Here is a 21270-nt window from a genome sequence, read left to right as displayed (position 1 = left end):
AAATATCCGATCAACGCACAGCCGTGGTAAGAGAACACTGATCAGCGACTGCTGAAAGACAATAAGGCCCCAGCGGATCATCTGTACTTGTCAAAGAAGCGGATCATTGCGCTGCCACCATCAATATCGGTGCGGGCCGGTCCCAGCCCCCTATTCTCACCGAAGCGTGTAGGCTTGGCGCCAGGCCAGTAGTGGCCTTGTCCGGGGTAAATACAGAACAGTGTTTCACTGGCATCTTTGCAACCGGAATAGCGCGTGCAATTCGCCCCCTGAACAAAGCTACTGCTTTGCTTTTGTTCGCAATTGCCGAGGCGAACCCAGTAGTCAATATTCTGCAGCACCGAGGATCGGATTCCGGCCGTCTCGATCACACTTTCGCCACCTCTGAGAGGTGCAACAGCGTCCAACTCACCATGCAGATGGAGCAATGGAACCGTGTGCGCCGGACTACAGCTGGAAGTGTTCATCGTGTAAGCGCCGGCGAAAACTGAAAAAGCTGTAATGCGGTTTGGTGCTGAGCAAGCTATCCGATACGCCATCAGAGCACCGTTCGAATACCCGGCCAGAAAGACTTTACCATTGTGCGGAATTTGTTTGCCGATTTCATCTACCAGCGAGAGAATGTAGCCGACATCGTTGATTTGCCTTCTTTGAGCCGCCGCACAGCACTCACCAGCATTCCAACTGCGGCGAACTCCATCAGGATACACGACAACATAGTTGCTGGAACCGTCTTGAGAATGCAGACGGCTCGTTTTTGCCATGATTTCACCAGTTGCAAAACCCGGGTGCAACGCCACGATGATCGGCCAGCCCGTTTGTGGTGATGAGCCGTCCGGAACATAAGCCTTAGCCGTCCGCGTGACCCCATCGACCTTCAGGTTGAAATCGAGTTGGCGTGCCGATGCTTGCGTAGCCAAAAGCGCAAGCGCCATAGCCATTAGCGCAAACGCAAAAAGTGAAAGTGCATCTCGAAGTCTGGCGCTTGATGACGGCTTGCTAGTCTGTTCCATATCATCAACTCCAATACACCAGCTTAGCGACAAAACATCCGATTGATGTATTCGATGCAGCACGGGTGCCTGTCGGAATTAGACCCGATCAAATGCGGACACTTCTGGTTCGGTCCCTGATTTAGCCCAGACGTTGACTTGAGAGCACAGCTGCCGCCGATGCTAAAAAATCAATTCTCCGGGCTCTGGTCACCTTCGATAATCTGATCTTCGAACTGGCGAAGATTGTCGTCAATCGCGCTATTTTGGGCTGCACGCGCGCGAAATCCTGTTTGGGCACTGACAAATCGTGGCGCGCCAAAATGTCCACTGCCCTGATTGGCGCCTTGTTGCTCGCCAAATTCTGCTGCAGAACTTGGTCCTTGCGACCCATCAAATCCAGCTCTTGCGTTGGCACCGGCGCGTCTGCGCGACATCATCCAAAGTAAGAATGCACGTCGTCTTCCCGGGCCGGCATTGCCCTGTTGCGGCCCGACCCAGGCGTCACCACCTCGACCAGCCGGAGTATTTTGCCCGCCAAAGCCGCCGCCCTGGGGTTGCCTGCCGCCGAAGCCACCTGCGCCCGCGCCCGGGCCAAAACCACGTCCGCCGAAACCGCCGCCCGCGCCTTGGAAGCCACCGCCCTGGGGCTGCCTGCCGCTAAAACCGCCTGCGCTTGGGCCAAAACCACGTCCGCCAAAACCGCTGCCAGCGCCTTCGAAACCGCCGCGTTGGGGTTGCCCGCCGCCGAAGCCACCTACGCCCGCGCCTGGGCCAAAACCACGTCCACCAAAGCCGCCGCGCGCGCCTTGGAAACCACCGCCCTGGGGCTGCCTGCCGCCGAAGCCACCTGCGCCCGCGCCCGGGCCAAAACCACGTCCGCCAAAGCCACCGCCCGCGCCTTGGAAGCCACCGCTCTGGGGCTGTCTGCCGCCGAAGCCACCTGCGCCTGCGCCCGGGCCAAAACCACGTCCATCAAAGCCACCGCCCGCGCCTTGGAAACCACCGCCTTGGGGTTGTCTGCCGCCAAAACCGCGTGCGCCTGCGCCCGGGCCAAAACCACGTCCGCCAAAGCCGCCCGCGCCTTGGAAACCGCCGCCTTGGGGTTGTCTGCCGCCAAAACCACCTGCGCCCGCGCCCGAGCCAAACCCACGTCCGCCAATGCCGCCGCCCGCGCCTTGGAACCCGCCGCCTTGGGGTTGTCTGCCGAAACTACCCGGCGTTGCCCCTGCGAACCGTGGTGACCCGCTGGCGTTCCCCTGAGTTCCTGTGTTGCTGTCGAATCCGACATAGCCTTGTCCTGCCGCGCCAGATCGCAGCGCTTTAGGGTCTATAGGCTGGTCTTCATCAAAATCATTTTCCGCTGAATCATGGTTCATGTTTACGACCTAAAATGACTTGGAACTGCTGACAGACTAGCAAGCAGGCGGCTATTTGGCTATCCATGATCGCCAGACATGACACGCTCCGGCGTGGATTCGAGCTGCCAGTAGCCAAGTATTAAGTGATCTGAGGACAATTTGATGAACTCATCATTAGGTTTCTTGACAGTGGTTTCCGGATTACCGCGCTCTGGCACGTCCATGATGATGCGCATGTTGGAAGCCGGGGGTATTCCTCCGGTCACCGACAAATTGCGTCAGCCGAACGATGATAATCCGTTGGGCTACTACGAATTCGAGCCGGTAAAAGACTTGCAGACGGACTCCAGTTGGGTCCCGGGGATGCGCGGCAAGGCGCTGAAAATCATCTACAAACTCGTCTATGACCTTCCGCACGACGTACCATATCGTATCCTATTCATGCAGCGCGACCTGGCCGAGGTCGTACGATCGCAGGAAAAGATGCTGGAACGCGAGGGGCTGGATAGCGGCCGAGAACAGCGCCAAACGATCATTCAGTTGTTTCAGTCCGAGGTCATCAATTTCCGAAACTGGGTAGCAACGCAGCAGAACATCGAAATGTACGTGGCGGACTACGGAAATATCCTGAAAGACCCATTTGAGGAGGTTACCAAAATCTCCGAATTTCTGGGGGCTGACCTCGACAAAAACGCGATGGCGCAGGTTGTCGATCCCGCGCTTTATCGAAACCGGGAATAACCGGTCTGCACCTACGGGATCCACCCCCAGATCTCTATGAGGAAGAACCGCACGAGCAAACGCGAATAAGCTTCCCAAACCCGCATCTCTTCGCCGTCGATCTTGGCATATCCAGTCATGCCCGGCCGAAACAACCCATTCTCATTGGACATGAATGTTTTTATACGCACGACCTGCCCGAACTCTTCGGTCTCGGCGACAGGTGCGATGGCGGAGACCACGCCCTCGCGTTCTTCGTCCGGCATTGCCCAAGCCTTCAGTCGTACCTTTTCACCAACCTCAATCAGGCTTACATCTGCCTCAGGCACTTTGATTTCGGCGCGTGCGACGGTGTGGTCTTCGATTTCCATCAGCAGATCGCCGGTTTCCAGGAATTGCCCGGGCACTGGCTCCTCACTTTGAAAGACCACGCGCCCGGCAACCGGTGCAACAATCTTAGTGTAGCCCAGCTTGGTTTCATTAAAGGCCAGCTCCGACTGCAATCGGTTTACATCGGCCTGTACCATGGCTATTTCGGATGCTTCAGCTTCGGCAGCAACCCGGTTCAGATTGGCCTCGGCTGACCGCAATTCGGCCTTTGCAACATTGAAGTTGCTTATCGTACGTTCCGCTTGTGAAGTTGGAATTGCACCTCGTTCCAGCAGTTTCTGGGCTCGATCTGCTTCGGCCTCCAAGAATGGCAGCTCGCTTCTGATCCGCTCAATCTGCTCTATTGCAACCTGAATTTCTTCTTCTGTCGCGCCAAGTTCAAGCCGCTCCAGTTGCGCGCGCGCTTTCGCAAGTTCGGCCCTTGTCACTGCCAGAGCATGTTCTTCACGAACACTGTCCTGCAGGGCTAAGACGTCGCCACTTTCTACAATATCGCCTTCTTCGACCATTACAGCGGTCAGCTCATTTGGCACGCGCGCCACAACTTTTACCCTGTCATCGGCAAGGATCACGAAGTCGCCGCCTGATTGGTAGTTGTAGGGAAGAAAGGCGACGTAAAGTGCGCCCGAAACCAGCGATAGAACCACTATTCGACGCAACCAGATTCCGCGTCGGTTGCTTTTCGCCTTGGTGCCATAAACGTCGGGTAATGGCCGGTAGAGCGTCATCCTCCGGCTCGGCACCTTTGCCGGAAGCTGAGATTGCACTCTCTCCGGCTCCAACCCAGCGGGTATCGGCACAGGAAGGTTCTGCCCGCGCCCTGCCCTCTTAGACGCGATAGCTTCCGCCTTTTTTTCTTCAACCATTTCGGCCGTGACTTGTTGACGGATACGCTTGCTGCGGCCGCGTGTTACAACGAACCAAGCTAGGATCAATGCAATGAGGCTGAGAAATACAATGACTCCTGTGCCGCCGAAACGGGCTTCTAACATTGTCGAAACATAAGCCGCGACAAGCGTCACCAGGAGCGCTGACGTAAGCAGCGAACCAATGCCGTACAGGATGAACGTCCAGCGTTCGCCCGGTGTTTCCGGCCCAAAACTTTTGCGACGGACGCCGAACAGGTAAGCCATTGAACGTTCTCTCAACATCGGCTGATTGAAACACACACACATCAACCGATAACCTTCGCCGTTGATGAGTGGAAAACCACTTATCAAAAAAGATAAAAGTCCAAATTGCCCGATTATCGCGGCGATTTGAGAAAGACTGCTTCCCGATTGACGGGTGAATGCCCAAATCAATGTAAAAAGGGCGAAAATCAGAAAACGTGTCCGAAGGGCAGAGGCATAGACTTGTATTTTTCCATGGCGGTCCAACTTGCTGACGCCAATCATATCGATTGCGAACCGCGGGATGAGAAAGAACAGAAAATTGATGCCAAAGCGCCTTACGTCGCTGCCGTTACGTTGCAACACAGCCCCGATTACAAGACGCGACACAAGACTAACCGTAAGCATCGAGAGCGCCAGAATGCCAATGATGCCAACAACCCGGCGCGACGCGTAAATCGTGTCGAGCACTTCGTCCAAGCGATGAAAAATAGCAACAATGGCGAAAATTCCCAGCGGAACGGTGATACCCGCGAGGATCGAGGCCGCAAAGCCAAAAAAGCGATTTAGAAACCGTAACAGGCCCGTTGGATCGAACAGAACAATGTCCATATCCTTGATCTTTGGCTGCTCTTTCTTCGCCCGCTCAAAGCTCTGTTGGCGCTCGGTAACTGCATCGTTGGCAATCGCGTAGCGTTTTGAACTTGTATCTTCTCTTGAGGTCTGCGGCTCGGCCGGAATGTCCTCGGTATCGACCGCGTCTTCATCGCCGAATATTCGGTCTTCAAAACCATCGTCGTCATCCCAGTCAAAGTCAGTATCGTCAGACAAGATTTTTTCGTCAGAAAAACTATACGACGGAACGGTGGGGACAGGCGCGACGTCGCCTTCATCAAGCGTCCAACCGCTGTTCGCGAGGTCATTGTCGTCTATTAAACTATCCGCTGTAATCTTCATCGACTGAGCCAGATGAAATGGAGGCTCAACTTCTGAATCCGATGCCGCGACCAAGAGTCCGTTTTGCACCATCTTTTCCGCGAATTGCGCGACTGTCGAAGCATTGACGACAATTCGAAAATGCGAACTGAACGCTGTCGCCAAGCCTTCGTGAGAAAATCCTTTTGCGAGCCCATTCAGCAGAAAAAACTCTTCTTCTCCCATCCGATATAGCGCGCCGGTTTCAGTGTTTTTAACGAACGCGGCCACGCCGTCGCTTCCGGTATCCGAAATCAAACTTACAAGCGTATTTTTTCCTAATTGGTATCGCCGGGAGCCGTCGGGATGTTTGTTGACAGTAGTATCAATCGTTTTCATCTATACGCTCATACTACGTTAAAACTCGTGTTAAAGACGCCTACTTTGACGAACCAACTCACCCCACGAAGACTTGGGATATTGAATAATCTACTGGTGCATTTCGTTTCAGAACACCGGTGAAAGCCGAGCCTCCTGCACTTATTCATTGCAGAGTCTATCGGACTCCCACATCAAGGCAAGCTTTTCCCCGAACCTCACCCAGTACGCTTGTTTTTTGACCCCGAAATCCGTCATAAATACAAAGGCTTCTTTCGGTAAGCCGCCGTTTTTTTACGGGAGACCAAAATTTGAGACCGTTTCTTAGTGGCCGCGTCGTATTGGTGACCGGAGCCAGTCAAGGGCTTGGAGCAGCAACTGCACGGGTTATGGCGCGTGCCGGAGCCGTTGTGGTCGCCACGGCACGTGATGCCGCGGCACTTGATCTTATTGTTTGCGGAATACGCGATGAAGGTGCCAAAGCTTTGGCAATTGCTGCGGATGTGTCCGATGAGTCAGCAACTAAAGCGCTCGTCTCGGAAACACTTAATGCGACTGGTAGAATTGACAGCCTCATTAACATCGCTGGCTCGGCAGAAACCATTGGTCAAAAGCTATGGGAGACGTCACCGGAAACCTGGCAGAGGCTCTGCGCGACGAACATTACCGGTGCCTTGAACTTAGTCAGACATGTCGTTCCGCCAATGCAGGCACAACATTGCGGACGGATGCTTTTTTTGTCGTCGCCGGCGACGTTTAGTCCACAACCTGACACCGGTGCATACGCAGCGACCAAGGCGGCTGTAAATCAGATGGTTCAAACGCTCGCCCTTGAATTAAATGGCACCGGCATAACAGTGAATGCTTTCAACCCCGGTCCGATCGATACGCCTTTGTTCGGGCAGGTTTCAGAAACGTTGGGGCGCAACGCTCCAAACTCAGTGATGACTTCGGTCGCACGCCCGCCCGAGTTGGCCGCACGGCTGTTACTGTGGCTGAATGCACCCGAAACAGAAGGTTTGACGGGCGAATTCGTCCAGTGGAACAATCCAAACACACTCGACGCGATGGATCATTTCCTGCGAGCCTACCACATTGGTAAAACTAGCTGACCTCAGGAACAGGTTCGGCAAGTGTCATCTCGACGAGGGCCTCGCTGACCCGCCATAGATGTGCGCATGCGGCTGGATCGGTCGTCGCGGGGGCGATCTCAACCTCTTTGTCCTGATCCATGTATATCCCCGTCTTGGCACGCAGATCCTGATCGATGATCAGGTTAGCGACGAAACTTGCCGCCCTTTCTGGCGATATCATGCGATTGCGCGCACGGTTGAATACCGCAAGTTCAGGCCGATCCTTCAAATCGTTTCTATTGAGTATCTCGGTGCGAACGGCACCAGGACTAATGGTCAAAACTCTTGGTCCATTCCGTTCCAGACGCTGCGTCAATGCATTGGAAAACATCATCAACGCAAATTTTGCACGCGCATAAGCCTCCAGCGGCTGGTAATTGGCCGATGAGAACAGATCGCCGAAGTCCAGCCCGGATCTTCTGTGGGCTTCCGAACAAAGATTGACGATGTGCCCATCTTTGGAAATGACCTTAAGAATGCGGGTCGTCAGGTGAAAGGCAGCCAGATAATTCACAGCGAAAGTGGCTTCAATCCCTTCCGGTGTCATAACCCGCGAACCAAATAATGCCCCTGCATTGTTGAAAAGCGCGTGGATGTCGGTATGGCGCTTGACCAGAGCCTCAGCGAGCTTCTTGACTTCGGATGATCGGGACAAGTCAGCGGCGTAGAACTCTCCCGGAGTGCAGGTCGGCCGGTCGTCGAGTTCTTGCAGCAAACTGGCGCCAGCTTCGGTATTGCGGCCAACCGCGACAACATGCGCCCCCAGTCTTGAAAGCACTACGGCCAGTTCCCGCCCAATTCCAGAGGTTGCTCCGGTCACGACGCAGACCTTCCCTGCCAGCGGCCTGCTTCGCGTCTCAATTGCAGCGATGACAGCGGGCAACGTAGGTGTGTTGTCTGCGACGCGACCTTCACGGCGCAAGTCGAAGACAATCTCCTGCGCACATTCCGCTAGTGAAGACCAAGTGCTGCGCTGCGGCCTGAAATCCAGAATTCGGCTCGCCTTGTCAGTGGCAAATTTCGGCTCCTCGAACGGATAGGACGGACGGACGCGATCTTCCGTCGCGTTCGGATCCGACAAAAGACGGCCAAGTCGCTGCAATTCGGCGACCAACACGTCCTGAGAGATTGCCGTCGTTTCTGCAATGTTAAAAATCTGTCCGCTGGCGCTTGATACACGCATGGCCGATACAAGGGCTGAACACAGATCGGCCGGATGCAGTCTTTGAAAAGCACCGGGCAAGCAGGCCTTTTTCCCCTCGATCATAATGGCCCGCAATTCGGAAAGTGCATCGGGATCCGCCCGGTCATAAAGCGTTGGAACCCGTAGAGTGACCCGTTCCAGATTGTCATCAGCCGCCTTAAAAAAGGCTTTCTCAATTCGGACATCAAAGCGTGCTGCATCGGACGCCGTCTCGTCGTCTTCATTGATCGGTGCAGTTTCCCGGATCGTACCGTCGCCCGCCGCCGCGTCAGAATAGACAACCGTATTGCTCAACAGAATAACCCGACGCACACCCGCGCGCGCGGCTGCGGACATGATCCCGGAAATCCGCGCTTCCGCCTTTTCGTGCGGCAGGTCCGCGCCGGGATGGAGAATAAATACTGCATTGGTTCCGGACAGGATTTCGTCGATCCCGTCGATGACCGGTTGACCAGCCAGCAGTTCATGCCGTTCCACTTTAAAATGCAACGGTTCCAGCGCGGCCCGCAACATAGCGCCGAGCGTCGATCCGCGATCCAATATAACGACCTTCATGCATCCACTCCGAATTCAACGCTCCGTAATCTCAGAATCTATTCCACCTGCAGATAAGCTGGGAAATTCGCAGCCGTGGAATGATAGAACTCCAGCCTTCCGAGAACCTCCCGGATGCAGTCTTTGGCCGTCATGCGCGCAGACCAACCGGCCGCGCGCAGTCTGGCCGGATAGAACTTTGGCAAACCAACATTGTTTTGCGAGGCTATTTCGGCATAAGGATTGTCATCACGCCCGACATTCATGATTTCCCACATTAGTGAGACAACGTCATAGGCCGTGATTGGCTCATCGCTTGCCACAAGCATTCTTTGATTGCGCAGGTCGGGATGCTCAGCAGCCAACAAGGCCGCGCTGCCGATGTCGACCCCGTGCGTCCACTGCATTGTGTCCCACATACGGCGCAAGGTTTCTGCCGCTTCGGCATTGCGGATCAACTGAGTGATCAGGTTCTCGACAAATGGGCTTTTCCGACCGGAGACGATCGTGGGCCTGAGCATCGCGTAGTCAAACGCACCGGTTTCGGCGGCCTCAAACACAATATCCTCCGCCCGTATCAGACTCTCACCCAGCGCCTGCTGCGCTGGGTTGCCATGTGCTTCTCTCGGTGCATCGTCAGTCAGAGGCCAGAGATTCGGCGTTCGATGCGGCACGTAGACGTTGTTGGACGACATCATTACCAGCCGGGAAACCTTGCCACGGCAGGCATTAACCAAACTGCGTGTTCCATCGACATTCACGTGGTCCAGGATCTCCGCATCAATGGCAGGCGGCGGGCTGATCAATGCGGTATGAAAGACCAGCTCAACATCTTTCAACGCGTCATTCAGGGCCACCGGGTCGGCGAGTTCGCCTGGCGCCATTTCGATCCTGTCACGATAATTGATGCGGTGCATCGAGTCCGGCAAAGCGAAGACACGGACCTGGTGATCTGTCCGCATCAATGCTTCGAGCACGTATTGTCCAACGGCTCCTGAGGGTCCGGTAACAAGTACTTTCATCTCAACTGCCACATCTGGCTTGACGGTTAACGATACCCCAAGTCATCCGTTGTCTAAATTGGGTCGGAACCCTCCGCCGCCGCTATTTCGTGCACCACGCGCACGGGCCATAACCATCCGCTGGCGCATCGTGCGTCGCCGTTGACGCCTCTGAGCACGAGCTGCCAACTGTTCCTGGTTCGGACCTTTCTCTGCCTGCCGTTCTGCGCGTGCTTTTCTTGCCTCCCGCAGAGCGTCGAATTCGGCGACGTATAACGCCAGTACTTCTTTGTTGTTCTGCGACACCTTTTTCAGATCAGCCTTGGCAACATCGACCCTTTCCAACGCAGACTGCCCATCGCGGATATGCATCATCGCTGCACGATAGCTGCGCTCAGCGGCATCACCTCTGTCCTCTGCGGCGAACGCGTCTCCATGAAGACGCTGCACGGCTCCCCGTAGGACGGGGCGATTTAGCTTGCTAAGAACTTCGCGCGCCGCCTCCAGATTCTTCTGGGCGATCAGTGCCCGTGCAAGCGAGAGCCGGGCATTGGAATTTCGACGACGCCCCTTCTCTTTCCCGACAAGCTCGGTGAGCGCTGCTTCCGCTCCTTGATAGTCCTTTTGCGAGATTTTCAGTTCTCCCAATCGTTGCAGCAGCAGTGGATCCCCCGCCTTCTTTGCAAGCGCCGTTTCGACGAGTTTGATCGCCGAAGGGTAGTCGTCTTCACGCTGTAGCAACCTTGCAAGTTGCAGCGTCGTCCGTGGGTCTGCCGGGTTGGCTTCCAGCGCGAATTCCAGATGCGCCTTAGCCTCGTCATAGCGGTCCTGACGCGCCAGCACCGAAGCGATGCGACGGCGAACGATCGCCGATTGCGGATCAGTTTCCACGGCGCGGTCAAGTACTTCGATAGCCGAATCCGGACGCTTTTGCTGCTCGTGCAGGGACGCAAGGCCGCTTAGCGCCTGTATAGAGGTTGGATTGAGGTCCAGCGCCTTGTGGAAGTTCTTTTCCGAATATGACGGGTCGTTGCCCTGCATGCCGACATAAGCCGCAAGCAACGGGGCCAAACGGTTCTTCGGATCTGTTTGCATCGCCTCTTCAAGGATATTGGCCGCTTCATCCAACTGGTTCTGCCGCATATAGCTGATCGCAAGCATCACCCTCAGACGTGTGTTTTGCGGTTCATGCTGTATCATCCCGATCAATTCGGACTGAGCTTCTGCGACACGACCATCAGCCAATAGCCCGCGAATGAACCGCACTCGCTGACGATCGTTTTGGGGAACTTGGGCAACTTTTGGCTCCCATTGTCCTTGCTGGTTCATAGTGGGCATCATACTTCCTCCTTGCTTGTGCTGGCGGCTGCTGCCGACCGAGGTCTTAATGAATTCGATTTCATCATGTCTTTTGCCCTTCCCGCAGATTGCCGGTTTCAGGACCAAACGATGACGATAACGGGTCTCGTGCCATGGCCAGACCACCGATCCCGTATTGGGTCAGGAGCGCTGTGTGCCCCGCTTCGTATCGGGGAGTAGGCAGGTCTCCGTCTGACTGCGCGGCCTCAATTATTTCTCGCAACCCTTCGAAAGTCGTAATATTTGGATAAAACCCAAGGTCACGTTTCGCGTTAGAAATGTCATATTGCTGCACGTATCGGCTCCAGGTTCGGGTCTGGTCCGGAACCAGATCTTCGCGCACAGCCGCGCCGATCGACACGCGGGTCAAACGTCCGATCGCACGGTAGGTCACGACATCCGGTCCAGCGACGTTGAAGACGTTGTTTTTTGCGCTCTCTTCGAAGCAGGCCCGCAGTATCGCCTCGACAGCGTCTGTCACATGGACGAATTGGCGCTGCTGATCCCCTTGCTGTCCCTTGCCAAAAAATGGCGCCGGAGCAGAGTCTCGGACCATTTTATCAAACATCGGATCGCCGACACCATAAACCAGGGCGAACCGTAAAATGGTCCCTGCATAGCCATCATGTTTGGCGTAATGGCGGACAAGGTTTTCACCCGCGATCTTGGACATTCCATAGTCGGCGAGGTCGTGACCACCATCTATGCGCAGCGCATGAGATTCGTGGATCGGCCAGTCTTTCGGGCTGAACTGGTTCTGATAGACAGCCACAGAACTGCAAAAGACAAACCGCTCCAGCACCGGTGAATCAGAGCAAGCGCGCAACAGGTCGTGCGTACCCTGCACGTTCGTCGCGCGAAGCTCCGGTACCGTGCAAGACCCGGCCAAACGCGCCGCCATATGGAGAACGATGCGCGCGCCCTTGACCAACTGCTTCAGCGCATCCACATCGGCCAAGTCTCCGACGATCACTTCGATCTGATCGCTTTCCGGCAACTCCGTCTCCGTGCCTGCAAGAACCAGGCACCGCACCCGATAGCCGCGCTCCAACAACTTCGGAACGAGATGCTTGCCAATGTAGCCAGTGCAGCCGGTAATCGCGAAGTCCACCTCGGTAAAAGAAGCGGCTTGCTGATCCGAGGCCTCCTCCGTGGTTTTCGCGGCGTCGGGCACGGTGTAGGATTCGTGACTAGTATTTCCGAGGAAAACCTCCGTTCCTCCATCGGGGTTTTCATGATACTCCCACCGCGATGCAAAGCGCGCCGGGCTCAAACCCCCGAACGGGTTAGCAGTGCCCACGCACAGACCCACGGGTGTCGAGACCATCGTTCGCCCCCCATAATTATAGGGGTTGTTCATCCCGTTTATTGTGACCGGAACCCACGTGATCCCATCTTTGGTCCGCCAAAGCTCAAACCCGCCACCGATCTGAGCGAGTTGTTCGAAACCGATACCATTCACAAGTCGCCGCGATGTGGGCGATGGCCGGTGCGCATACTGCAGAAAGACGCTCCAGTCGAAGGTTGAAACATACAGCCATCCGTCATGCACGCACATCCGCCAGGTGTAACCTGAAAACAGGTTGTCAAAGCCGGGCCCGATCCCGGAGAGCGGGTATTTAATACCGTCCGGCGTCTCGCGCGGCATGCCGACCAGCAGATCCCAACTGTCATCTGGCCAAATCCGGATAATCTCGCCCGCGCCCGGTCCCACCAGATTGGTGCGATCATACCCGCCGTTCTGGATCGAACTGCCGACATACAAGGCCCCGTTGAACTCGCACATGCCCATTGCGATTTCCGACAAAGGCCCCCGGTACGCACCTCGGTCTATAACCTTGCGCCATTGCAGTGGCCCGTCACCGCAAGGTGGCGTGGTCCAAATCTGGTAGCCTTGGAAGTGATTGAAAGTGCCTGCGTAGAGTTGACCGTTCGCCTGGGTCATCATGAAGACGCCGTTGTTATTGGGATCGCCAAATCCCACATCCATGGCCACTTCCCAATTTCCGGGCTTGGGATCTCTTGAACGCTTGATCACGCCAGTTCTGTTTGAATTGAATTGGATACCCTCACCCGCAGGCGGGGCATAAAGGTAGCCGTCAAAAGAAACCAACTCGCGGAAGGTCGAAATCCTGTCGTTGCCGATCCCGGGTTCGGATGCTGGCTCAAAATTCAACCCGTCTTCGGATCGCAAGACATGGGCTGCACACCCGCGCAGCACCGTCGACATCGTTGAAACGTACAGCACGGGTTTCGGGTCAGAATCCCCCTGAAAAACGGTCATGCCGCGATACCCCAGATCCCGCGGTGCGGGCTCGCCTTGCTTGCCTGGGATCATCGGTGAACGGTACGCCATCTCCCAAGTGTCTTCACCAGGTGTCCAACGCCAGATTTGGCCCTGCATATCCAAGTCCTGCACTTTTGGAGGTACGTCCACGGGCCACGGATCCAGTGCAGGCGGATCAATCGGCGGGAAAAGTCTGAGCAACTTAAATGAGTTGCGCGTCATACCGCAGTACAGACGTCCTTCGAAAAAATCCATTCCGTGGACATAGGCATTGTCGGGATCGCCTATGCCGTTCTTGGCCAACTGGCGGAAATTTCCGCTGTTCAGCCCGTCGCCGCTTCCGGCAGGTGTGTCGAATGAGTTATCCTTAGCCACGGTTATATTCCATTGACTGCTCGGCCAACTCTCTCCGCGAACGAAATTGAACGCTTGGCGCGGCGGTTTGCGGCGGGTTCGCGATCAGATCAGTAAGCCTGCGCGGCTGAAGAAGCGGGAAATAGTGACCGCCTGATACTTCGTGATTGGTCGCATTCGGCAGGTGTTTCAGCAAGGCGTCCCGGGTTTGGTGGTAGCCAGACTTTTTGCCGTAAATTATGTGGACGGGTGTCTCGAGTTTCCGAAGCGCTGCGCTCGTTAGCACGCTTGTCGCATAGAACTCTTTCCAGGCATGTGTTGTTGCCATCAGTCGCCGCCAGCGCCGTATGGCGTTGGAATTGTGCTTTGTCGGCATCCAGCCACGCCCGTACTGCCCGCGTTGCATATTTGCGAGGGTGTCTTCCGGCGCTTCCGCAATTTCTTCTAGGAAAGCCATGGCCACCATCGGCCAATCGCCCTCTCCTTGTAAGCCCTTCAATTTCAACTTCTCTTTCAGAGCCGACCATTTTCTGAGATTGGGTGTATAGGTCTGAGCCTGCAAGGCTGGGACCCACGCATCTGCAAGAGTGATGCGCATGATCTTGTCTCTGGCCTGAAGTGCTGCGGCTAGCGCAATGGCACCGCCATAGCTATGTCCAACAACATGAATATCTCGCAAGCCCAGATGGTCTGCCAAGGCAAGAATGTCTTTTGCCAAATCATTTGCGCTGTAGCCCCGCTGGGTCATGCCTGACAGCCCATGCCCGCGCAGATCAAGAGCTGTGACGCGATGGTTCTTCGCCAATGTGAATGCCAGAGGACCCCACCAGAACCCAATGCTTGAAAACAGACCGTGGACAAGCAGCAAATTGGTCCCGGATCCAATTTGCTGATAATGGAGTTTTGTTCCGTCTATTTCTATGCGTGGCATGGTATCATCACAAATATCCAAGCGCTTTAAGACGCGCTCTAATCTGCTCTTCAGCGTCGCCGCTCAGAGTTTCGCTGCTGTCTGTTCCAGAGTCCTTGCCGGCGGTATCGGAAATCTCCGGCACGTGAGTCGCGACATATGCAGGATCAAAGAGGTCCGTCCCCACCCGGCCCTCGAAGCTGCTCGGAATATCGAGGCCCAAGGAGTAGAGCACCGTCGGAGCCACATCGACGATGCGCATCGGTTCGACCCGTCCAGATGATTTGATGGCCGGCCCGCTGGCAATAATAACACCATCGGGGTGATGCGTCGCATAAGGGATTTTCCGGTCCTTAACCGGCTCATCCGCGCGCAACACAGAAAGAAAAGAATAATCCGCCATCTGCAGGGTCAGATCAGGGGCCCGCGCGCGCTCTGTTCCGGGGAACGCCATCTCGCGCGTGAACACATCACGAACGACCGGTTTTCCAGAAGCGGCATCAACAAGGCTCTTTAGCTTGGAAATCAGATCATCGCGAAAGGCTTCATATTGCTCGGGGGGTACTCCACCCGGATCGTTTTCCGACGCCACTCGGATGAAGATCGCATTGCTTGAGGAGCTGAGCGCGTAGGCTTTGGTTGGGCCCCAATCGATAAGCGTTGTCGCTTCAGTATTTTCATCAAGTGCCACACGCCCTTGATTGTCCAAAGGCACATCGGGTTTCCATTTCAACAAACCCAGGCTTTCCAGCCAGCTGTTCGCATAGAAAATCCGCGCACCGGACCGCGTAAACCCATGATCGGAGGCAATGATCACGCTTGCCTGATCACCCGCTTTCGAAATCATCTGGGCAATATAGTTATCCACATCACGGAAATACTGCAGAGCCAAGTCGCGCGCCCTGACCGAACTCTGAGATGTATAGTCGCCACGCGTCGCCGGATCGATGAGGTGGTAACAGAGGTGCTGAATACGGTCGACACCATCAAAAAGAACGGATGTCAGTTCACTCGGCACGCGTTCCATCAACTTCAGAGTGATCTCGAACCAGCGTCGCTCGCGCGTGATATGGAACTGAACCCAATCCTGCAGGTCATTTTCCGCGAGCCCCTGCACGGCTTTTCGCTCGTGCTGCCAATCAGTCGACATTTCGCGTGCTTTGAAAACGCCTTCTTCTTTCAGCATTTTGTATGTTTCGCGGGGATAGATTGCACGGCCGAGATAGGACCACGGCACATAACCCGGGATGACCACACCATCGATCGGTTTGGCCGGGAACATGGTGGGGTAGTTCAATGTTGTGACCCGCATGCCTGCTTCGGATGCGATCTGCCAGATTGTTGGCACCTTGAGGTCGGCGGATGTGGTGAGAGTGTAGGTCGGCGTGCTGTTTGTTCGGTCCACCCGGATAAAGTCGAATACGCCATGGTTGCCGGGTGATCGCCCAGTCATGAGCGTCGCCCAGGCAGGCGGTGTGAGAGGGTGCATGGTTGAACGCAGAATGCCCCGGCTACCACTTTCCATCAACCGACCGAGATGGGGCATGACGCCTTCGGACACAAGCGGGTCGAGGATATCGTAGGTCGCCCCATCCAGACCGATGAGCAGCGTTTTGACATATCTTTCAGGCATTGCTCACCTCCTGACCGGCGGATGCCTCGACAACGCCGTTGAGAATGTCGCTAACCTGCATATCCACCAGAAGCCGCTCGGTTTCACGCAGGTGTTGGAACAATCGCTCCTCAAGATTGAAGTGTTGCTGCAATTCCGAGATGAGATAGATCAGGCTGATCGACTCCACGCCCAGATCCACCAGTTTGGTATCGGCGGTGAACTCAACCGGCTCCTCCTCAAGGTCCTCTGCCAGATCATGGAAAATTTCGCGCATCGCAGTTTTGGCCGTTTCAATGGCAACAGGCATTGGACTCACCCCTTTTCCTTAATTCGATGTGTTTCTGCGAGGAAGGCGATGACGACGCCTGACTTTCCATCCTCGACAAAACGGACTTTCAGCGGGTCGTTGGCATCGGATCTTTCCACAACGGCATACCCCTTCGCAGTGTTGAGTTGCGTGATCCTCACCCCTTGTCCCGTCGCTTGTCGCAAAGCGCGCAGGTAGCAGACCGCAGATGCGCGAAGGTTCGGCTCAGACGGTAAATGGGCCACGTCAGCGGCACTCAAATCCCCCGTCGTTTCGTCTTCGGCTAGGCTGCTGACCCCCATGCAGAGCTCGGCATAGTCGCTGGGATGCGTTGCAACAGCGACAGCTGTCTGACCAGCGCAGACGCTCACGATGCGGGGAGCTGCCCCCCAATCCGCGGGCCATCCCGCTGCAACGCGCATTTGATTGTTGGAAACGCTTTCAATCTCGATGTCCGCCGGACATAGTCCCGAACGTCGCCACGCGCGAACGGCATCCTTGGCCGCGACCCGCTGGCGCAACCAGTCGAACCTTTCGGTTTCCGAGCCGCTAAGGGAGCGCATAAGCGCTGCCTCTTTGTCTGACAGGACGAGGCCAGCCAACACGCCTGCCCAAATTCCCCCGCTGTTGGCCAGCAAACCGTCGCTGATGCATTCCGTGATCACGACTTTCAAACCGTCAAGCGGTGCGACCTCAATGACCCGCGACAGCGCATTTCCAGCAGGGTCCAATCGTGCGTGGAAGAACGGATCCGGCAGGTTAAAGCGTTTGTCCCACCACCCCTTGATGCGGCACATAAGATGCCCGTCTGTCGTCACCACATCAATGTCCGACCGCATCTCATCTGTGTTCAAAAGCTTTATATCACAGCGGCATGTCGCCTCTTCGTCCGGAGCAAGCATCCGACGGAAAATCTCAACATGCTCCACACGGAAAGGGAAGATGTGAAAGGCCGTTTCCAATTGATCCGCCGACCAGACACCAACCAACTGACCGACGGCATCCAGCGTTATGGCATCAACTTCAAATGCCGGTGCGCGCGTAGCGGCAAGAAGGTCGTCTTGAGGCAACCCGATCAACACACCTTCGGCAGCGGTGGGTGCAGCAACATGCATAGACTTCACGGCCTGCAGGCGCGGCCCGTGAAACATGATGCGCTCATAGACGTCCTTCAACGACCACTGTGCTCCTACCGCGCCTTCGAAGGCAGAGGTCGACGCAGTAGGCGCAGGCGCGTAATCTGCGGCCAGCTCGATATCAGCTTCCGCAATCACCGGGCGCAGGACCGGACCTTGAGCATCGCGAATGCGTGTCCGGATGATCGTTTTATCGCCGTCAACGGTCAGATACTCCGCCGAGACCTCAAGTTTCCGCGACAACGGCTTTTCAACAGTGATCCATCGCGAGGCGCGCACTTCGCGAAGACCCACGACCCTCAGACCTGGCCGTAGCGCAGCGGCGGCCTCGGCCAACGCCTCCATTGTGAAGGTGAGCGGTACAACGCTCAGACCATGTCGATCCGGAGCATTCACGGAAATTGCACGGCCAAACGCGTGATCGGCAAGATAAGGCGCAATCTGATGATCAAGATTGATAAAGGCGTGCAGCGACCGGGCGTCGGCGCTCACATCCGCCTCGCTCAGCATCGGGAAACGGTCGCCTGCATTTGGCGCAGCGTCCGCGGGCTGCGTGTTCCCTCCTGCGAAGAAGGCCTGCATGACGTTCTGCTCCGTCTGCATCATCTTGGTCATCGTGTTGAAGTAACCATCGATCAGGGTCTCAAGCGGCGATGGTGCGGCAGGTGGCCCGTCGGGGGTGATCTTTTCAGGCGCTTGCTGGGTTTGCCGTTCAAGCGCAGGACGTCGGCCTTCGCCCAACGCCATCGGCTGCAAGCCCATCTTCAGCGGTTTCGCGTTATTCTGCACGGTTTCCGCCGTGCCAGAGAGCGCATCCAGATCAAGAGGCACACCTTCGGCAAAAAGCTGGGCGGCCAGCTGATGCAGCTGGATGAGCCCTTGCCGCCCGACTGTATCGGCAGCTACTGTCACATGCGGTTGTTTTCGCAGCACGTCCCCGACAAACGACGTCAGATTGTTCCGCGGACCGCATTCAACAAAGATACGCGCGCCGTCGTCATACATGCGCTTTATCGTGTCCTGAAAACGCACCTCGCTGGACCATTGCGTAGCCATCCAAGACTTTATGTCTTTGGAGGAATTCGGGAACGGCTTGGTGGTCAGGCAGGAATAGACCGGCAGTTTAGGTGCGCGGATGTCAATTTGACTCAGAAATTCTTCGAGCCGCTCGCTAAACAGTGCGAATGCTGGGCAATGATAGGCGCGACCAAAGGGCAAGGTATCACAGAAGCCGCCCAGCGACTTTGCCAGTTCAGGCACCCAATCCGCAGCCTCGGCACTTGTTGCCACGACCACCTGCTGTGCCGCGCAATTGTCCATTCCAAGAAAAACGTCATCGCGCCCCTCAAGCGCCGTGCGCAACTTGGCCAAATTCACCGGGCCAATCGTGAAAAGCGTACCTTTGGCAATCGCGTCATCCCGTTCGGCTGCGGCAAAAACCGCGTTCAGATCACGAATATCCCTTTGAAGGTGCGACACATCCTCATGCTTGGTCACGCCGGCCGCCGAAAGCGCCGCATATTCTCCTGTTGAGTGGCCGAGTAACATGTCTGGCTTCAGCCCGATCTGCTGATACAGACTGGCCATCGCCATATTGGCCGCGTAGATCGCCTCTGGCCCCACATCCATCCGCCAAAGATCTGCGTCCGTCGGCACCTCTAACGGCGGCGGGAAAAACACATCGCTGACGCGCTGCCGACCCGTTTCACCAGGATAGGCTCCGTCCACGATATCGAACCACTCACGCATGCGCGGAAAATGCAGCATCAGCGGGGCCAACATGTTGCGATACTGGCTGCCCTCGCCCGGGAACAGGAAGGCGACTTTGCCTGTTTCCGCAAGCGGCTCAGCTGACATGTATGCACCGCGCCGGTCGCGCAGGCGTTTCCGGCCTTTCTGCAGTGCCGCCTTGATCTGATCGAGACGAGCAAGGATATCTTCCCGTGTGCCGCCTGTCACGGCCATGCGCACCTGACCGGCACCGGTCTTCGCATTCAATGAGGCTGCACAGGCGGTCAGGTCATCGGCCTGGTGAACCTGTCTTGCGACAGCCTCGATCAGAGACAGCGACTGCTCCTGATCTGGCGCAGCCATTGCAATTATCTCAGAGGGACGTGACACCGCTGCCTTCGGTTCCGCTGCCCCGCGATATTCCTCAAGGATCGCGTGCGAATTGATCCCCCCGAAACCAAACGCATTTACGCCCGCGCGTCTCGGCGTTTTGCGCCCATGGATCCATGGACGCGCTTCGGTGTTGAGATAAAACCCGGTGTCATCAAGACCCAGGTCGGGGCTGGATGTATCGATCAGGGTTGGTGGCAATACACGGTGATGCAGGGCCAGCGCGGCTTTGATCAGCCCGGCAGACCCCGAGGCGGGCAGGCAATGCCCGATCATTGATTTGACCGACCCTATGGCACAGCCCTGTTTCATGTCCCCGAATTCAGCCTTCAGCGCATCAATCTCGGTCGCGTCACCAACGCTGGTTGCCGTACCGTGCGCTTCGACTAATCCAACCGTATCCGGTGCCACGTTCGCCGACGTATAGGCCCGGCGGATCGCAAGACGCTCGCCTTCGATACGGGGCGCAAGGATCGACATGCCCTTGCCGTCGCTCGCCACACCAACGCTGCGCACCAGCGCGTAAATCCGATCACCGGCCAATTCGGCATCGGACAAACGCTTTATGCACAATATGCCAACGCCCTCTGCCAGCAGCGTCCCGTCTGCTTCGGCCGAAAAAGGCCGGATTTTGCCCTTGCGCGACAATGCTCCCAATTGGCAGAAAATTTGATAGATCGGTGCTGGGGTTGACGCATGAACACCGCCAACAAGGGCCATGTCGCAAGAACCCGCGCGCAGGTCAGCAACACCGCGATCCAACGCCACGAGGGAGGAGGCACAGGCAGCGTCGATAATGTAGTTGGCACCCCGAAAGTTCAGCCGATTTGAAATTCGGCCCGTCACCAGGTTTGGGACCAGTGCAGCCGCCATCTCTGAATTGAACGGCGGCAGTGATGCTTTGAGTTCCGCCTTGAGCACGTCGGCCTCTTCATCGCCGGTTTCGGGATGTAAGGTGCGCAGGATGTCGATCACCCGATCTACCATCACCCCGTGCTGGACTACATTTGCAAACCCGCGATTGATATAGGTTCCGCGGCCCAAGATCACCGCCACCCGATCACCGGGTACAGGGCGCATCGCGAATTGCGCATCCTCGACCGCGTCAGCTGCAATCTCCAGTGCCAGAAACTGGTCGGGCTCACCGCCATCGACAGAGTTTGGCATCACGCCATGCCGCAAGGGATCGAACCGCGCCAGATCCCCCAGAAACCCGCCTCGATTGGTGTAGACGCGGTCATTGGCATCGCTGTCCGGGTCCAGGTACTGCGCTCCGTCCCAGTCTTCAGGCGCTTCTGTGACGGCATCGACCTTGTCCACAATGTTGCGCCAAAAGGCCGCCTTGTTGCGGGCTTTGGGATACACGCATCCCATGCCCACTATCGCAATGGGTTCGCACGATGTGTCCGCAGCTTGAATATCGGGCCTGACCTCTTTCATT

General features: G+C 56.3%; 13 protein-coding genes. 3 read left to right on the top strand and 10 right to left on the bottom strand.

Annotated features, from left to right (window positions below; genetic code table 11):
- Nucleotides 1–77: 77 nt before the first annotated feature.
- Nucleotides 78–1013 (bottom strand): CE1 family esterase, encoded by a 936-nt coding sequence (locus tag ACXAET_RS01800; protein ID WP_475180249.1) that lies wholly within the window; start codon nt 1011–1013, stop codon nt 78–80.
- Between the two features lie 509 nt (nt 1014–1522).
- Here ACXAET_RS01800 and ACXAET_RS01795 point away from each other — a divergent pair.
- Entirely contained in the window at nt 1523–2236 is a 714-nt protein-coding gene (locus tag ACXAET_RS01795) for a hypothetical protein (protein ID WP_475180246.1), read from the top strand.
- Nucleotides 2237–2515: 279 nt separating this feature from the next.
- On the top strand, nt 2516–3094 hold the full coding sequence (locus ACXAET_RS01790) for a sulfotransferase family protein (RefSeq protein WP_475180243.1): 579 nt from the start codon (nt 2516–2518) through the stop codon (nt 3092–3094).
- A gap of 11 nt (nt 3095–3105) precedes the next feature.
- On the opposite strand, the gene ACXAET_RS01785 is transcribed toward ACXAET_RS01790, so the two are convergent.
- Nucleotides 3106–5781, bottom strand: a complete 2676-nt coding sequence (locus tag ACXAET_RS01785; protein ID WP_475180240.1) for a hypothetical protein — start codon at nt 5779–5781, stop codon at nt 3106–3108.
- A gap of 431 nt (nt 5782–6212) precedes the next feature.
- Between ACXAET_RS01785 and ACXAET_RS01780 the strand changes: the two genes are divergently transcribed.
- The gene (locus ACXAET_RS01780; protein WP_475187035.1) at nt 6213–6980 is read left to right on the top strand and encodes an SDR family NAD(P)-dependent oxidoreductase; all 768 of its coding nucleotides are present in this window, start codon (nt 6213–6215) and stop codon (nt 6978–6980) included.
- Here ACXAET_RS01780 and ACXAET_RS01775 read toward each other — a convergent pair.
- The 8 genes from ACXAET_RS01775 to ACXAET_RS01740 form a co-directional block, all read right to left on the bottom strand.
- Complete coding sequence (locus ACXAET_RS01775) at nt 6973–8760, bottom strand: NAD-dependent epimerase/dehydratase family protein (protein ID WP_475180237.1); 1788 nt, start codon at nt 8758–8760, stop codon at nt 6973–6975. The genes ACXAET_RS01780 and ACXAET_RS01775 overlap by 8 nt on opposite strands.
- 38 nt (nt 8761–8798) lie before the next feature.
- Nucleotides 8799–9761 (bottom strand): NAD-dependent epimerase/dehydratase family protein, encoded by a 963-nt coding sequence (locus ACXAET_RS01770; RefSeq protein WP_475180234.1) that lies wholly within the window; start codon nt 9759–9761, stop codon nt 8799–8801.
- 42 nt (nt 9762–9803) lie between these two features.
- Complete coding sequence (locus tag ACXAET_RS01765) at nt 9804–11078, bottom strand: tetratricopeptide repeat protein (protein ID WP_475180230.1); 1275 nt, start codon at nt 11076–11078, stop codon at nt 9804–9806.
- Nucleotides 11079–11142: 64 nt separating this feature from the next.
- The gene (locus ACXAET_RS01760) at nt 11143–13761 is read right to left on the bottom strand and encodes an NAD-dependent epimerase/dehydratase family protein (protein WP_475180226.1); all 2619 of its coding nucleotides are present in this window, start codon (nt 13759–13761) and stop codon (nt 11143–11145) included.
- A complete protein-coding gene (locus ACXAET_RS01755) occupies nt 13754–14671 on the bottom strand; it encodes an alpha/beta fold hydrolase (protein ID WP_475180222.1) in 918 nt (305 codons plus the stop codon). Before ACXAET_RS01755 ends, ACXAET_RS01760 begins: the two co-directional genes overlap by 8 nt.
- A gap of 7 nt (nt 14672–14678) precedes the next feature.
- Nucleotides 14679–16283: an alkaline phosphatase family protein gene (locus ACXAET_RS01750; protein WP_475180220.1), complete on the bottom strand. Its 1605-nt coding sequence runs from the start codon at nt 16281–16283 to the stop codon at nt 14679–14681.
- On the bottom strand, nt 16276–16572 hold the full coding sequence (locus tag ACXAET_RS01745) for an acyl carrier protein (RefSeq protein ID WP_475180217.1): 297 nt from the start codon (nt 16570–16572) through the stop codon (nt 16276–16278). The genes ACXAET_RS01750 and ACXAET_RS01745 overlap by 8 nt, the downstream gene beginning before the upstream one ends.
- Nucleotides 16573–16577: 5 nt before the next feature.
- Nucleotides 16578–21269, bottom strand: coding sequence for a type I polyketide synthase (locus ACXAET_RS01740; protein WP_475180212.1), 4692 nt, complete (start codon nt 21267–21269; stop codon nt 16578–16580).
- Nucleotide 21270 lies beyond the last annotated feature (1 nt).

This window comes from Ruegeria sp. AWH4_226 (assembly GCF_056159225.1).
The sequence above is the reverse complement of the archived record's forward strand: the minus strand, read 5'-3'. Positions and strand labels throughout refer to the sequence as shown.

What these genes read in the sequence shown, in the direction of transcription:
- ACXAET_RS01800 (WP_475180249.1), bottom strand. Translation starts at nt 1,013, where the DNA reads ATGGAACAGACTAGCAAGCCGTCATCAAGCGCCAGACTTCGAGATGCA.
- ACXAET_RS01790 (WP_475180243.1), top strand. Translation starts at nt 2,516, where the DNA reads ATGAACTCATCATTAGGTTTCTTGACAGTGGTTTCCGGATTACCGCGC.
- ACXAET_RS01775 (WP_475180237.1), bottom strand. Translation starts at nt 8,760, where the DNA reads ATGAAGGTCGTTATATTGGATCGCGGATCGACGCTCGGCGCTATGTTG.
- ACXAET_RS01770 (WP_475180234.1), bottom strand. Translation starts at nt 9,761, where the DNA reads ATGAAAGTACTTGTTACCGGACCCTCAGGAGCCGTTGGACAATACGTG.
- ACXAET_RS01765 (WP_475180230.1), bottom strand. Translation starts at nt 11,078, where the DNA reads ATGCCCACTATGAACCAGCAAGGACAATGGGAGCCAAAAGTTGCCCAA.
- ACXAET_RS01755 (WP_475180222.1), bottom strand. Translation starts at nt 14,671, where the DNA reads ATGCCACGCATAGAAATAGACGGAACAAAACTCCATTATCAGCAAATT.
- ACXAET_RS01750 (WP_475180220.1), bottom strand. Translation starts at nt 16,283, where the DNA reads ATGCCTGAAAGATATGTCAAAACGCTGCTCATCGGTCTGGATGGGGCG.
- ACXAET_RS01745 (WP_475180217.1), bottom strand. Translation starts at nt 16,572, where the DNA reads ATGCCTGTTGCCATTGAAACGGCCAAAACTGCGATGCGCGAAATTTTC.
- ACXAET_RS01740 (WP_475180212.1), bottom strand. Translation starts at nt 21,269, where the DNA reads ATGAAAGAGGTCAGGCCCGATATTCAAGCTGCGGACACATCGTGCGAA.